General features: G+C 49.1%; 8 protein-coding genes. 7 read left to right on the top strand and 1 reads right to left on the bottom strand.

The window, feature by feature from the left end; all coding sequences use genetic code 11:
• Positions 1-188 precede the first annotated feature (188 nt).
• Positions 189-3,305, bottom strand: a complete 3,117-nt coding sequence (locus tag HMPREF9999_RS00270) for a glycosyl hydrolase family 95 catalytic domain-containing protein (protein WP_009436221.1) — start codon at positions 3,303-3,305, stop codon at positions 189-191.
• A gap of 913 nt (positions 3,306-4,218) precedes the next feature.
• On the opposite strand from HMPREF9999_RS00270, the gene HMPREF9999_RS00265 reads away from it, so the two are divergent.
• The 7 genes from HMPREF9999_RS00265 to hemG all read left to right on the top strand — a co-directional run bounded on the left by HMPREF9999_RS00265 (position 4,219) and on the right by hemG (position 14,016).
• Complete coding sequence (locus tag HMPREF9999_RS00265; RefSeq protein ID WP_009436220.1) at positions 4,219-5,757, top strand: TolC family protein; 1,539 nt, start codon at positions 4,219-4,221, stop codon at positions 5,755-5,757.
• 111 nt (positions 5,758-5,868) lie between these two features.
• The gene (locus HMPREF9999_RS00260; RefSeq protein ID WP_410488772.1) at positions 5,869-6,867 is read left to right on the top strand and encodes an HlyD family secretion protein; all 999 of its coding nucleotides are present in this window, start codon (positions 5,869-5,871) and stop codon (positions 6,865-6,867) included.
• A gap of 107 nt (positions 6,868-6,974) precedes the next feature.
• Positions 6,975-7,355, top strand: coding sequence for a four helix bundle protein (locus HMPREF9999_RS00255; protein ID WP_009436218.1), 381 nt, complete (start codon positions 6,975-6,977; stop codon positions 7,353-7,355).
• Between the two features lie 115 nt (positions 7,356-7,470).
• The gene (locus HMPREF9999_RS00250) at positions 7,471-8,622 is read left to right on the top strand and encodes an ABC transporter permease (protein ID WP_009436216.1); all 1,152 of its coding nucleotides are present in this window, start codon (positions 7,471-7,473) and stop codon (positions 8,620-8,622) included.
• Between the two features lie 173 nt (positions 8,623-8,795).
• Positions 8,796-10,130, top strand: coding sequence for an ABC transporter permease (locus HMPREF9999_RS00245; RefSeq protein WP_009436215.1), 1,335 nt, complete (start codon positions 8,796-8,798; stop codon positions 10,128-10,130).
• 188 nt (positions 10,131-10,318) lie between these two features.
• Positions 10,319-12,487: a TonB-dependent receptor gene (locus HMPREF9999_RS00240; RefSeq protein ID WP_198144601.1), complete on the top strand. Its 2,169-nt coding sequence runs from the start codon at positions 10,319-10,321 to the stop codon at positions 12,485-12,487.
• A 17-nt stretch (positions 12,488-12,504) separates the two neighbouring features.
• Positions 12,505-14,016: a protoporphyrinogen oxidase gene (hemG, locus tag HMPREF9999_RS00235; protein ID WP_157049566.1), complete on the top strand. Its 1,512-nt coding sequence runs from the start codon at positions 12,505-12,507 to the stop codon at positions 14,014-14,016.
• Positions 14,017-14,260 lie beyond the last annotated feature (244 nt).

Here is a 14,260-nt window from a genome sequence, read left to right as displayed (position 1 = left end):
TTCCGATGTCTACTATCTAGTTTCAAACGTCCCACGCTATTTATTGTCACGTATGACATCTAGGTCGCTAATGAGTACGTTTATCTTTTGGGAAATCTAGCCTTCTAGCATCTGTACTTTAGTTGCTAAGGGCTAATTTCTCCCATCTAACGTCTAAATACTAACGTCTAACGTCTAAATACAAACGCTTATTTAATCGTTTTCTTGCCTTGTGTGATGAGCACGCCATGTGAGGCAGCATCCGCCAATCGGCCAGAGAGGTCATAAACACGGGCAGTAGCCATGGCAGCTGAGCCTAGGTTAGCTTCTTGCTTTGCACGAATTCCAGCAATGGCGGTAGGCTTGGTGTAGTTAATCACCACTTTGTCGCCTGCTTTCACGCCAGGGATTTCGTAAACCTGCTGTTTCGCATCGATGCCAGCAGCAAGTTGAGGTTGCACCTCTTTGCCATTGAGCATCACACTCACCTTAGCGAGTTCTGCACCCTTCACGCGAAGCGCAGTGCCCTTGTGAGAAGTGATGTTCACCATCGTGGGTTTACCAGCATTCCAAGTCATGTCGACGGTGAAGTTACCCACGGCTTTCAAACCGGTGATGGAACCTGCGGTCCAATCAGAGGGGAGAGCAGGGAGAATCTCCAATACATCATTCTGACTTTGGAGCAACATCTCCGCAACACCTGCAGTCACACCGAAGTTACCATCGATTTGGAAGCTAGGATGTGCGTCCCAAAGGTTGTAATATACGCCACCGCCCGACATTACCACGTGAGTGGCTTGCGCGTGTTTCAGTGCGTTGCTGAGAATGCGACGAGCGTGGTTGCCATCCTTTGCACGAGCCCAGAGGTTGGTCTTCCATCCCATGGACCATCCTGTGGCATCATCACCACGGAGTGCGAGAGAGTTTTTCGCTGCTTCATAGAAACCTTGGTCGCCTTCTTGCACTTGGCTGAAGGGATAGAGGCACATGAGGTGAGAAAGGTGGCGGTGGTTTACGTCACCACCAGCGCGATAGTCGCTATATTTCCATTCTTTCAAGAGGGGGGTGTCCTTGGAAATGCCGCGTTCTCTGGCTTCACGTTGTGCCCAGTCGTTGCGATATTTCTCGATGCGCAGACCCTTGTCGAGGTGAGTCAGACGATCGTTGAGGAGCTTGAGGTCTTCATCAGAGATGCCCACGTTTTTCGCACCCAAAATCTCCACGACATCGTGAGCGATTTGCAGGTTTTCGGTAATCAACTGTTGAGCATGAGCCACACCATCTTGTTTGGGACCATATTCTGGTGACCATTCGTTGGGAGCTTCATACGTGCCATCATTGGCTTTCTTCAGACGATGAATCCAGAACTCTGCGCTACCCCAAATGGCAGGCCAAGCGCGACGGAGGAAGTCCTGGTCAAGCGTGTAACGATAGTGCTGCCAGAGGTGATAGACCAACCAAGCGTTGGCCACGCAGTAGTTGCTGCTCCAAGTGGACATGCCACCAAAGATGTTAGACTCAGTGAAGACTGTCCAACCCTTGTTGGACTTTCCGTTGATTTTGTTGAACTCACGAGCTGCGCGTTGCCATCCTTCGCTTTGAGAATTGTTGATGATATAGTTGAGGAAAGGCATGTGGCAGTCAGAGAGATTGGTTGGCTCTGCGGGCCAATAGTTCATTTGCACATTGATATTGTTGTGCACGTCAGAGTTCCAAGGAGCATCGTGGCGGTTGTTCCAAATGCCTTGCAAGTTGTTAGGCACAGGCATAGATCCGCGGCTAGAAGATATGCTCAGGTAGCGACCAAAGTTGAAATAGAGTTGTTCGAGGAACAAACCATCTGCCGTGTTGCGATTGTTAGGCGCAGCACTATAATAGTCCACCAAGTCCTTGGTGTTGCGCTGAGAAGCCGCACCTTCGAGGTGGAATGCCACACGACTCATATAAGATTGGTGGTCGGCGATGTTGGCAGCTTCGATAGCTTCAAAAGACTTCTTCGCAGCGTTGTCCACCAATGCTGTGATGCGTGCGTTGAGATCATCGGCAGTGCCTTTGGTGCGCTCGGGGAGGGTGGGGGCAAACGAAGTGCCTCCAGCGAGGATCACCATCACTTTTTCAGCACCTTTCACCACGATACCATCTGCTGTGGCTGTGAGTGTACCGCCCACAGGCACCACTTTGAAGCGGGCGTTGTGGAAGATGGTAGGCAATTTGCCTGCAAACCAGCCCGAACCGTCGGCTGTGTACTCCGTTTTCTTCGTTTTGAGCGTATCGCCCGAGATGAGTGTGAACTGAAGGTCGAGCTTGTTTTTGCCGTTCGCTTCGTAGAGTGCGGCAATCACTCCATCGGGTTGTGACGAAAGATAACGGCGAGTGTATTGTGTGCCAGCTTCGTCTGTGAATTTCACGCCAGCCACAGCCGTCTGGATGTCGAGATAGCGCACATAGTCTTTGACTTGCGAGAGATTCGCATTGAGATTTTGCACGAAAAGTCCGCCAAAGTTGAGGTAGCATCCGAAACCAGATACAGGACCATCGCCATTTTGGCGTTGCATGTCCTTAGGAGTGCCCCACCAAAGCGTTTTTTCATTGAATTGGATTTCGTCAGTTTTCACGCCACCAAAGATACACGCGCCCAACTGTCCGTTGCCGATGGGCAAACTATACTCCATCCAAGGGTTGGGACCCGCGTTGGCAGGCGAGGGATACCAAAGGGTGAGGGGATTTTTGGGTGCAAAAGTGCTCACTCCTGCGAGGGGGTATTCGCCCATGCCGCGCACCACATTGTGATAGCCCGTATAGCGGTCGGGCATGGTCACCTTTCCGTCGCCTGGTTTGAGGATAAAAGCATTGCCCACGTCGCCAAACTGCCACATGCCCAGCACGCGACCAGCACCGCCGCCTCCAAAAAGATTCATGAAATTATTGTTGGCCACTGCCAGATTGGCGAGTTCGTAGCCCTTGCCCTGCATCTTGAAAGCAAAGTTCACGGCTTTTGTTGCATCGGTGGTAGCTGCAAAGAATTGTCCAGAACGACCATCGGGGGCAGTGCCTTGCTGCATGGTCACATAGTGTCCGAGTGCAGAGCGCAGCACGCAGTTGTCTTGGGTGCCAATAAACTGAAATTTCTGTCCGTCGAGTGGCAAAGCTTCTTGAGATTTCAGCAGTTTTCCGTTGCCTTCGTCCGAGAGATAGACATTGCCTCGGGTGAATTGAATGCGAAAATAGTGAGGTTTCTCCACAGTAGAAAACTCAGGGGCGAGTTGTGCCAAGGCATTTACTGCCCATACACAGCACAATGCAAACAGCGCGTAGAATCTTTTCATGAGGTTAAAGAGAGGGTTATAGATGTATCAAGGTAATGATGATTTGGACTTTAGCCTTACAACTTCTAATAACAGCGCATAACTGTATAAAATTGCGACAATAGTTATGAAGCAAGACCCTCCTTTAGTCTTTAGTAATTAGACGTTTAACGTCTAATTCCCTACATAGGGGAGAGAAATCTAAAGTCTATTCTGCTAACTTTGCGTAGCAAATTTATCATGTTTTCGGTGAATGACCAAATTTTGAAGTAGTTTTCCTCAAAAAATCTAGGAGCGTCGAGGAAGAAAACTCCAAGAGTTTAGAAAAACTCTCCGACTTTTTTAAGAATCTCTCGGAGATTTTTCTGAATAACTCCGAGATTATTTTGAATGACTCTGAGTTTTATTAGGACAGCTCTCCTTTTATTAGGACAGCTCTCCGAGTTTTATTCTCTGCCCTGCAATTCCGTTTTCCTTTCTCGCGCATTTATCTTTTAGAGAGTTAGCCTCTGTGGGATTTCTTCCCAGAAAATTTAAAGGGCTAATAGGGCAAAAATCGCAGGAAAGTTCTAATCGTTGTGCAAAATCACGGCAATTATACTTGGTAGTTGTGCAATATGTCGTATTTATTTGGGTGGATAGTCACGAATATGTAACTTTGCAGTGTGAAAAATGAGGACATCTCGTCTACGATATGGGATGATTCTTCCCGATGATGAGTCGCGATAAGGCTGTGTAAATAAGCTGAAAATCATGATTTATTGCTGTTTTCTCTATTTTCTAGCCTAGCTTAGAATATCAACATTGTAAGGATTTTCTAGCTTGCAACGGAGATTGTGCAATATGTCGGGAATTCAAAGAATTTTTTTCCGATGTGCTGAGGCAGAAAGCGGGATAGAAGGATGTCCACCACGTATAGTATAACAGATAAAGTATGAAGAAACAAACCCTATATTTTGCAGCGTGGCTATCCATATTGGCGATGCCTGTGAGCGGATGGGCACAGGAAGGGACTCCGATGCACCAGACCGCCACTCAGACCATGACTGCTGCGCCACGCACGCTCGAAGACTATCGTGCCTTGGCTCTGAAGCACAACAAAACCCTACAGGTGGCACAGATGGCTGTGACCAAGGCCGAGGAAGAACACCGCGTGGCTCGCACCAACTATTTGCCCAAGGTGTCGGCTGTGGGTGCCTATTTTCATACGGGCAATAGCCTTTCGCTTCTTTCTACCGACCAGCAGGCGAGCCTTTCCACCCTAGGCACGCAGCTCATGCAAGGGATTACGCCAGAGTTTATGCAGGCTGCACAAGGATTTCTTGCTAAACATCCCGACCTCTTCCCCTTGTTGCAAAAGGGAATGGCGGCAGGGAAGAAAGCGGAGGCTGGCTTGAATGCGATGGGTAGTAATCTTGCCGACAAACTCACTCCCGACACGCGCAATGTGGCTGTGGGAGCAGTGATGTTCACTCAACCTATATATATGGGTGGAAAAATCCGTGCTTACGACCGCTTGACAGGCTATTCCTCCCAACTTGCTGGAGAGAAGGTGCGTCAGGCTGAGCAGGAGTTGATTTATGATGTGGATAAAGCCTACTGGCAAGTGGTGAGTTTGCACTACAAGCGACAACTAGCGGTGGAATATCGCGACCTTTTGCGCCGTCTTAATGCCGATGTGGAGAAGATGGTGCAGGAGGGAGTAGCCACGAAAGCCAATGCTCTTGCTGTGGCGGTGGAACTGAACAAGGCTGACATCACTCTCTTGCGCGTGGAAGATGGGGAGACCCTCTCGCGTATGCTTCTAGCCCAAATTTGCGGTTTGCCACTGAATAGCCAGTTAATGTTGAGCGACATGGAGTCGATGTCGATGGTGGATTTCACCACGAAAGAGCAACTTACCACCGAAGAGGCAGTGGCAACGGCCATGACACAGCGTCCAGAACTGAAACAGTTGGCACTCGGACAAAAAATATACGAAGAGAAGGTGAAAATAGACCGTGCAGCTTTCTTACCTACGCTAGCTTTGACAGGGGGATATGGCATGACCTATCCCAGTGCCTTCAATGGATTTGAAAAGAAGTTTAAGGGCACGTGGAGTGTAGGCGTGATGCTCAAAGTTCCTTTGTGGGAATGGGGTGAAGGCAAACATAAGGTGCGCGCTGCCAAGGCCGATGTAGCTATGACTGCTCTGAAAGCTCAGGAAGCTCAGGAGAAGATAGCTTTGCAAGTGACCCAAAGTCATCTGGTGCTGAACGAATCGCAAAAGAAACTCTCGCTCTCTCAGCGCAATCTCTCCAAGGCGGAAGAGAATCTCCGCATGGCACGCGTGGGATTTGACGAGGGAGTCATCACAACTTCTGACCTCCTTGCTGCACAAACTGCGTGGATGGCAGCTAAAACAGACGTGGTGGATGCGCAAATTGACCTTCGTCTGGCCCAGTCTGCTCTCCGAAAGGCAATAGCAGACTAAGAATTTCTACGGTCTAAAGTCCACTTCCGTTGGTTTCTATTCTCTAACATCTAACGTATAATATCTAGATTCTAAAAAGGGTCTGTGATCCTCTAACGTCTAAAGATAAGCATTGTTCTCATGAAAAAACAAGCTCCTAACTATATCCCAGCCATCATTCTCATCGTGGCTGTCATTGCAGTTACCGCAGTATGCGGATATTTCGCTTTCCGTCCCGAAAAAGACGTGATTCAAGGTCAAGCCGACGTCACAGAATATCGTGTGTCGAGCAAAGTTCCTGCCCGTGTGGCGCACATTCTCGTTGAAGAAGGGCAGTTCGTTCATGCTGGCGACACTCTCGCTCTGCTCGAAGCTCCCGAAGTAGATGCCAAGTTGGTACAAGCTAAATCGGCAGAAGCTGCCGCCGCTGCCCAGAGTCGCAAGGCCGATAAGGGTGCGCGCGAGGAGCAGATTCGTGGTGCCTACGAGATGTGGCAGAAAGCGGTGGCAGGCCGTGAGGTGATGGAGAAGAGTTATGCGCGTGTGAAACGCCTTTTTGACGAAGGGGTGGCGACAGCTCAAAAGCTCGACGAGATGACTGCTCAGCGAGATGCAGCTATCGCTACGGAGCGTGCTGCCAAATCGCAATATGATATGGCTAAGAATGGCGCACAAATCGAAGACAAACAAGCGGCAGCTGCGCTAGTGCATCGCGCGAGTGGTGCCATTAGTGAGGTGAAGAGCTACCAAAAAGAAATGGTGCTCGTGGCCCAACTCGATGGTGAAGTGACCAACATCTACCCCAGTGTTGGCGAACTAGTAGGTTCAGGAGCTCCCATCATGTCTGTGGCTTTGATGGACAAGATGTGGGTAAATTTCAATGTCCGCGAAGATCAACTCCAAGGTTTTAAGAAAGACTCTGTGGTTACGGCCTTTGTGCCATCCTTGAACAACCAAGAGGTGCGCTTACGTGTCACCAATCTCAAGGATGTCGGTTCGTATGCTGTGTGGCGTGCCACGAAGGCTATGGGTGGCTATGACCTCAAAACCTTTGCGGTAAAGGCTGTGCCCGTGAGCCAAATCAAAGATTTCCGTCCAGGAATGACGGTGGTTTTAGACACTAGACGTTAGAAGTTAGACGTTAGATGTTGCGGAGTAGCCTTTTGATGTAAGAGTTCTAAGATTAAGTCTTAAATAATTAAGATAAGAAACTTCTTTTGCAATTAGAAAATAGCACAATGATTGGCAAAAACCATAGAGAACTGCTTGTTTGGCAAAAGGCCATGCGGTTAGTTGTTGCTGTTTATGATTTAGTGCGTAAACTTCCTAAAGAAGAGAACTATGGACTTTCAGACCAAATGCGGCGCGCTGCTATTTCTATTCCTTCTAATATAGCTGAAGGGAATGCCCGGTGTTCAGTTAAAGATATGGCTCATTTTTTCTATATTGCCCAAGGCTCTCGAGCAGAACTCGAAACACAGCTTGAGTTGTGCCAGCTTATCGGTTACATTCCACAGCAGGAGTTGCAATCCACCTTCCTACAGACTCAAGAAGTAGGTCGAATGCTTAGTGGTTTAATCAAATCTACTCTACAGCAAGATGTAAAGCATCAACCATAGAGTGTGGCCACGCGATAGTCAACTTCCAATAATTTCTAACGTCTAAAAGTCTAACATCTAGTATTTCTACTTTTCGTTGGCTCTAATGTCTAACGTCTAAAGTCTAACGTCTAATATGTTCAAAGTTATTCTCCGCGAATGGCGACGACTGCTCTCTCGTCCCATTTATCTCTTTTGCATCTTTATCGTGCCCTTGGTGAGTGCGGTGATGCTTACCTCGCTCATGGGAGAAGGACTGCCCACAGAAATGCCGGTGGGAATCGTGGATCAAGACAACACCTCCACTACGCGCAACATCGCACGCAATCTTGATGCCTTCCAAAACACGCGTATCGCCAATCGATTTGCCAACGTGACGGAAGCGCGACATGCCATGCAAAGAGGAGAAATCTACGCCTTCTACTATCTTCCCAAAGGCACTACCGAAAAGCTCCTCCGACAGGAACAACCCAAGGTTTCATTTTATACCAACAACACCTTCCTCATGGCAGGGTCGTTGCTCTATAAAGATATGCGCACCATGAGCGAACTGGCTTCAGGAGCTGCTACGCGTTCGGTGCTCATCGCCAAAGGAGCTACCAACGATCAGGCGATGGCTTTTCTCCAACCTGTGGCGGTGGATGCTCACCCTATCGGGAATCCCTCGCTCAACTACAACGTATATCTGTCGAACATCCTTATTCCTGGGATGCTCTCACTGATGATTTTCTTCGTCACGGTGTATTCTATCGGACAAGAAATCAAAGAAGCACATGGGCGAGCCATGTTGGTACACACTCGTGGCGTGGCGTGGAAAGCACTATTGGGCAAACTCGCGGCGCAAGCTGCGTTGTTCCTCCCCGTGGCATGGGCTTTGGGAGCCTATCTCTATGGCTATCTTCATTTTCCCTGCCAGTGTGGTTGGCTCACCATGGTCGGCTTGTTAAGCCTTTTTGTCTTTGCCTCGCAAGGCATGGGAGTGTTGATGATTTGTGCATTGCCCAATCCACGCTTCGGACTGAGTTTTGCCTCACTATGGGGTGTCCTCTCATTTAGCATTTGTGGTATGTCATTCCCCGCCATGGCGATGCATCCCATGCTTCATGGGGTGAGCTACCTCTTCCCTCTGAGACACTACTATCTACTCTATGTGAATTGCGCCCTCGATGGGTGGCCACTCTCTAATGCTTGGCCATTTTGGGGAGCACTCATCGGATTTGCGCTCTTGCCCTTGCTCTTCTCTGCGAGATTCAAGACGATTGTCACGAAGATTCAATACGTGCCTTAGTGCACTCAGTCGCTGATTCCTGCTCCGCATCACGCTTGCGAGTTGTAGCACTCTCGAGGTGGAAAAGGGAGGCGTCAGACTTGCTGCAACCCTTCATTTCTGTTTAGGCAAACTGAAATGGAGAAAACGAATAGTTCCGAACCAGAGAGGATGCCCTCTCTAACCCTATCTATATGCATAAATCCTTTCGCAACACTCTGCGCGACATATTTACCGATGGAGGATTGATTATCTTCCTGCTCGTTGTCCCAGCGATTTATCCTATACTCTACGCTTTTATTTATAATGAAGAAGTGGTGCGCGATGTGCCAGTGGTGGTAGTCGATGGCGACCATAGTAGTCTTTCGCGCGACTTTGTGAGAAGGCTCGATGCCGCTCCCGATGTGGAGGTGGTGGCTCAAGCTAATTCGCTGGCAGAAGCCCAAAGTCTCGTGCGCCAACGCAAAGCTTATGGTGTGGTCTCCCTGCCCAGTCAGATGAATCGCGATCTTCAGCGCGGAACGCCTGTGCGCGTACAAGTCTACTGCGACATGAGCGGTATGCTCTACTATAAAGCGGTGCTGGCCACTACCACAGATGTGGCACTGCAGACCAATGCGCGCATCAAGGTGACGCAGACCCCTGGCGCTACGCAGCGACAGGAAGAAATCACCACTGCGCCCTTGACTTACGAACACGTGGCGTTGTACAATCCTCAAAGTGGATTTGCCACCTTCTTGCTCCCTGCTGTGTTGGTGCTCATCTTGCAGCAAACTCTCATTCTTGGTATTGGCATGGAAGCTGGTACGCGCCGTGAGCGCATGGAGCGCACGCATGGATTTCCTGCCACGAACGATTTGACACTTGAAGCGGCAGCCATCCTCGAAGCCTCCGATGCTAAGCATCGTGAAGAAGTGAACCGCCAACGCATAGAAGCCGAGGCAGCTGTGGCAAGAGGGGAAGCTACTGAGGTGAAACGTCGATGGTTTCATCCTCGTCATCCCCGTCGTCGTCATGCCCCACGGCGTGCTTTGAAAAGCCTTCTTGGTAGAAGTACCGCCTATCTGTCTATTTATATTCCTGTTTCTGCCTTCGTTTTAGGAGTAGTGCCAAGATTGTTCGACTTTCCCCAGTTGGTAGAGTTTAGTGATTTGGCATTGTTTGTGTTGCCTTATCTGTTGGCTGCGGTGATGTTTGGCATTTCGCTCAGTGCCCTTGCTCATCAGCGCGAGAGTATCATCCTGATCATCGTCTTTACTTCCGTGCCGATGTTGTTTTTGAGTGGGGTGAGTTGGCCCGCAAGTGCCATGTCATGGTATTGGAAAACGATGGGGGCTGTGATTCCTTCCACACCTGCTATCAATGGTTTTGTGCGTCTTTCTTCGATGGGCGCGAGTTTGTCCGATGTAGCTTGCGAATGGCTTCATCTTTGGTGCATAGCTGGAGGTTACACTCTCATAGCATGGTGGGTGACATGGCGCAACGAACTGCGGAAAATGAGCTTGAAAAATTTCCGAACAAGGAAATGAAAGACGACCGGAAGTTGTCTTCTCAATAACGAACTGCACGATAGCAATCGACCCAATGGAGATGCTGCAAAAACGAATTTTGCAACATCTCCTTTCTCTTTTTGGGGTGAAATATCCTCATAATTTAGGGTTTTATGGTTGGTGAGAATGACGTACCTTTGCAGCCAAAAATAAAAACGATAACAACAGTGCTCACTTCTCTCCTTTGCTGCAGCACATTGCTCAGCCTTTCCACAACTCAAGGGACAGACAAAACCACACTTCCCACAGACTCAATGCCCAGTGCTGCCATTGCACACAACGTTGCCCCCGATGCTCTACACGAAGTGGTGCTTCCCACAGCACAAATTCAAGAAATGAAGCGCAATCAAAAAGACCTTGCGCCTCAACTTGGTGTGAAAGTGGAATCTTCACTGATGAATAACCATCAACTCCGCACGCTCAAAGACCTCACTGCCGTAGTGCCCAACTTCTATATGCCCGATTACGGGAGCAAACAGAACTCTCCGCTCTACATTCGTGGCATAGGAGCAAAAGCCAAAGCACCCACAGCAGGTTTTTATGTAGATGGTGTGCCCCACTTTGAGGGAGCAGCCTTCGACTTTCTCCTCGAGGATGTGCGTAGCGTAGAAGTGTTGCGTGGTGCACAAGGCGCACTCTATGGTCGCAATGCCATTGGAGGCATTGTGAATGTGAAAACTTTCTCGCCTTTCGACCGCACTGGCACGCGCCTGCGCCTGGGCTACGGCAATTTCAAAGATTTTTCAGCCAACTTGTCCACCCAAACCACTTTCAACAACCGTTGGGGTGTTTCTCTGTCTGCTGGTGCGCACAATCGCGATGGATATTTCAAAAACAAATACACAAACCAAGATGCCGATGCGCTCAAAGAACGCTATGCGCGTGTGGGTGTGGAGTGGCGTGCCAATGATCGTTGGACGATGCGCCTCAACTCTATGGTCGACTACACTGACCAAGGAGGTTACCCTTACGGTGTGTGGGACAAAAACACCCAACATGTGAATGAGGTAAACTACAATCATCCCTCAGGCTATGAGCGTTTGCTCAACACCAACGGTCTGCGCTGGCAATATGTGGGCAAAGGTTTCGACTTCAATAGCCAAACGTCTTATCAATATCTGAAAGACCATCAAACCATTGACCAAGATTTCACACCAAAACCCTATACGGAGGTGGATTATCGCACTCTTCAAAATTTGGTGAGTCAGGAGTTTTCACTGAAATCTAATACGAACTCGCGCTATCAGTGGATGTTTGGTCTCTTTGGTATGTCACAATGGGTGAAAAACAATATTGATGTGGCGAATAATATGCCTTCGCCCAAAACAAAGCAAGGCGCAGATTTAAGATTTGTGACAGATTATCTCTTGTCCACACAGACCTTTGCCTTCTATCATCAGTCTAGTTACAATGTGTGGCGCGGACTTTCATTGACAGCTGCTTTGCGCTACGATTTTGAACAAGCCACCGATGACTGTAAGAATGAGAAATCGTCTCTTTCCACTCGCAAGCCTTTGCCCAATGGCAACCAAAATTGGGTAAGTAAATTGCATTTCTCTCAACTCACGCCTAAATTTGCAGTGCAATATCGTTGGGCGGCTGCCGATTTCTATGCGCAAGTAGCGCGCGGATACAAGGCTGGCGGATTCAACCAAACCTTCCGCTATGAGACAGAGCGCACCTTCTTGCCCGAAACCAACTGGAGCTATGAAGTGGGAACACATTTCCATCTGCCATTTTGGGCTACGGAAGGACAAATCTCCCTCTACTACACCGATTGGCGCGATCAGCAAGTTGCACTCACGGTGCCTGGAGTGGGTAATATCTTGCACAATGCTGGACATTCTGACAGCAAAGGTTGGGAAGCTTCTGTGCGCACCTCTCCGATCAAAGGCTTAGTGTTGCGTGCTGCTTATGGCTATAACTATGCGCGCTTCATTGAATATAAACAAGAAACTGTCGGTGCAGCGGGTAAACCTGTCAAGGTGGTGGATTATGCCCATCATATTGTCCCTCTCACTCCTCGACATACGCTTTCTGCCATGGGAGATTACACCGTGGAAAAACCGTTGAATTTGATGGACCGACTCACTTTCTCTGTCGGAACTACTGCCCTCGGTCGCATCTATTGGCACGAAGACAATGAAGCTCAGCAACATTTCTATGCGCTGCTCGATGCTAAAGTGCGTATGGAATGGAAAAACTTGGGAGTTGAACTTTGGGGAAAGAACTTGACTTCTACAAAATATGTGGTCTATGGCTTCAAATTTGGTGCCAATTATGCACAGGCTGGGCGTCCGCTCACTTTCGGTTGCACACTTAATTATCAGTTTTAATGGATAGTCTGTGCGCTATGGCACCATTTTCGCAAAACCAGGCTCCCGACACGCAACTTCGTGTCGAAAACTCGCAAGGCCTTGCCCTCTCTTCTCACTGCCACGAAGTTGTGGTGGTGGGTGGAGGGCTCACGGGGCTTGTCACTGCCTTTATGCTCCGACAAAAGGGAGTGGATGTGGCAGTGGTGGAAAGAGAAAATCGCATTGGTGGACAGATTCACACCTATCACGAGGGAGATTTCACCTTTGAGAGTGGTCCTTCTACGAGTGCGTTGAATCATCCTGAGGTGGCAGAACTGTTTGAACTTCTCGATAAATCCACTTTGCTCAAAGCGCGCAAAGAGGCGCACGCACGATGGATTTGGTACCAACGGAATTTTGTGGAGATGCCCCACGGATTGTGGAGCGGACTCACCACACCTTTGGTGACCCTCTACGACAAGTTCCGACTTTTGGCAGAACCCTTTCGCCAGCGCGGTGTAAATCCTGACGAAACGGTGGGCGAAATCAGTCGTCGCAGATTGGGAAATTCCTATTTCCGCAATTTTGTTGATCCTTTTGTTTCTGGAGTTTATGCCGGCAATCCCGACAAATTGGTCACTCGTTTTGCGTTGCCCAAATTGTATGCCTTAGAACAAACCTACGGCAGTTTCATTCGTGGAGCAATACAGAAGATGCGCACGCCCAAAACCGAACGAGACCGTCTTGCCACCAAAGAAGTGTGGTCGTGCGAGGGTGGAATGGAACGTCTCATCGAGCAGTTGGCTGACGGCATCGGACGCGAACGCATCTATCTTGGCGTCACCTCTGCCGTGTTGCGCCCAGAAGGCAAAGACGGTTGGGAACTTCGCGGTGTGGTGACTACAACAGAAGACGCGATGTTGGATGTTTCTGAACTTTCTACGGCTTGCGGTGAACATTTGTCTGATGAAAAAGAAAAGCAAACGGCAAAAAACAATTTTGTTTGTCGTGCGCAACGCGTCATCACCACTTGTCCTGCCTATGCGCTGCCACAACTCCTTCCTTTTGTGGAATCATCGTTGCTGAAAGACGTGTCTACACTCACTTATGCACCAGTGGTGCAAGTGGCTGTCGGATTTAAGGATGTGCAAGGTCGTTCGTTTCAAGCTTTCGGTGGGTTGGTGCCTTCCACTGCCGGGCGAAAGGTGATGGGCATTCTCTTTCCCTCTTCGTGCTTTTCGCATCGCGCTCCCGAGGGTGGAGCATTGTTCTCCGTCTTCATGGGTGGTGTGCGCCATCCCGAATGGGTGGAAGCCAGCGATGAGGCCATCACCGAAACTGTATTGAGTGAACTCCAAACGATGTTGGGATTGCCCCGCGATTTACAGCCCGACTTGGTGCGCATCTTCCGCCATCCACGCGCCATTCCTCAATATGAGGCTTCGTCAGTAGAGCGATTTGCAGCCATTGCTGCCATCCAATCGCAATATCCAACGCTCACCCTCGCAGGAAATCTGCGTGACGGCATCGGTATGAGCGACCGCATCAAACAGGCTTGCGGACTTTAGTGTGCCAGCCTTGAGGAATACCAATATTGAGAAATGCTTTCTTTGAGGAATTCCAACCTTGAGGAACATCACTCTTGAGGAATATCCTATCTTTGAGAAATACAGTGCCTCACGGCACAACGTGTTGCTCATCTCCCCACTTGTGACTTGCCTCCAAGTGCTTGTGTTTTTAGCCCAAATCGGTCATTAGATCCTGAACAGATTTCATTGGATTGTTGAGCAGATTGTTTACCGTGAGTTCGAA

The sequence above is a fragment of the Alloprevotella sp. oral taxon 473 str. F0040 genome, from assembly GCF_000318095.2.
Taxonomy (GTDB): Bacteria; Bacteroidota; Bacteroidia; order Bacteroidales; family Bacteroidaceae; genus Alloprevotella.
Note: the sequence above shows the minus strand (reverse complement) of the source record. Positions and strands in the feature narration are given on the sequence as shown.

Bases quoted from the DNA above. Each gene is read 5' to 3' on its own strand.
- HMPREF9999_RS00270 (WP_009436221.1), bottom strand. From the start codon at position 3,305: ATGAAAAGATTCTACGCGCTGTTTGCATTGTGCTGTGTATGGGCAGTA.
- HMPREF9999_RS00265 (WP_009436220.1), top strand. From the start codon at position 4,219: ATGAAGAAACAAACCCTATATTTTGCAGCGTGGCTATCCATATTGGCG.
- HMPREF9999_RS00255 (WP_009436218.1), top strand. From the start codon at position 6,975: ATGATTGGCAAAAACCATAGAGAACTGCTTGTTTGGCAAAAGGCCATG.
- HMPREF9999_RS00250 (WP_009436216.1), top strand. From the start codon at position 7,471: ATGTTCAAAGTTATTCTCCGCGAATGGCGACGACTGCTCTCTCGTCCC.
- HMPREF9999_RS00245 (WP_009436215.1), top strand. From the start codon at position 8,796: ATGCATAAATCCTTTCGCAACACTCTGCGCGACATATTTACCGATGGA.
- hemG (WP_157049566.1), top strand. From the start codon at position 12,505: ATGGCACCATTTTCGCAAAACCAGGCTCCCGACACGCAACTTCGTGTC.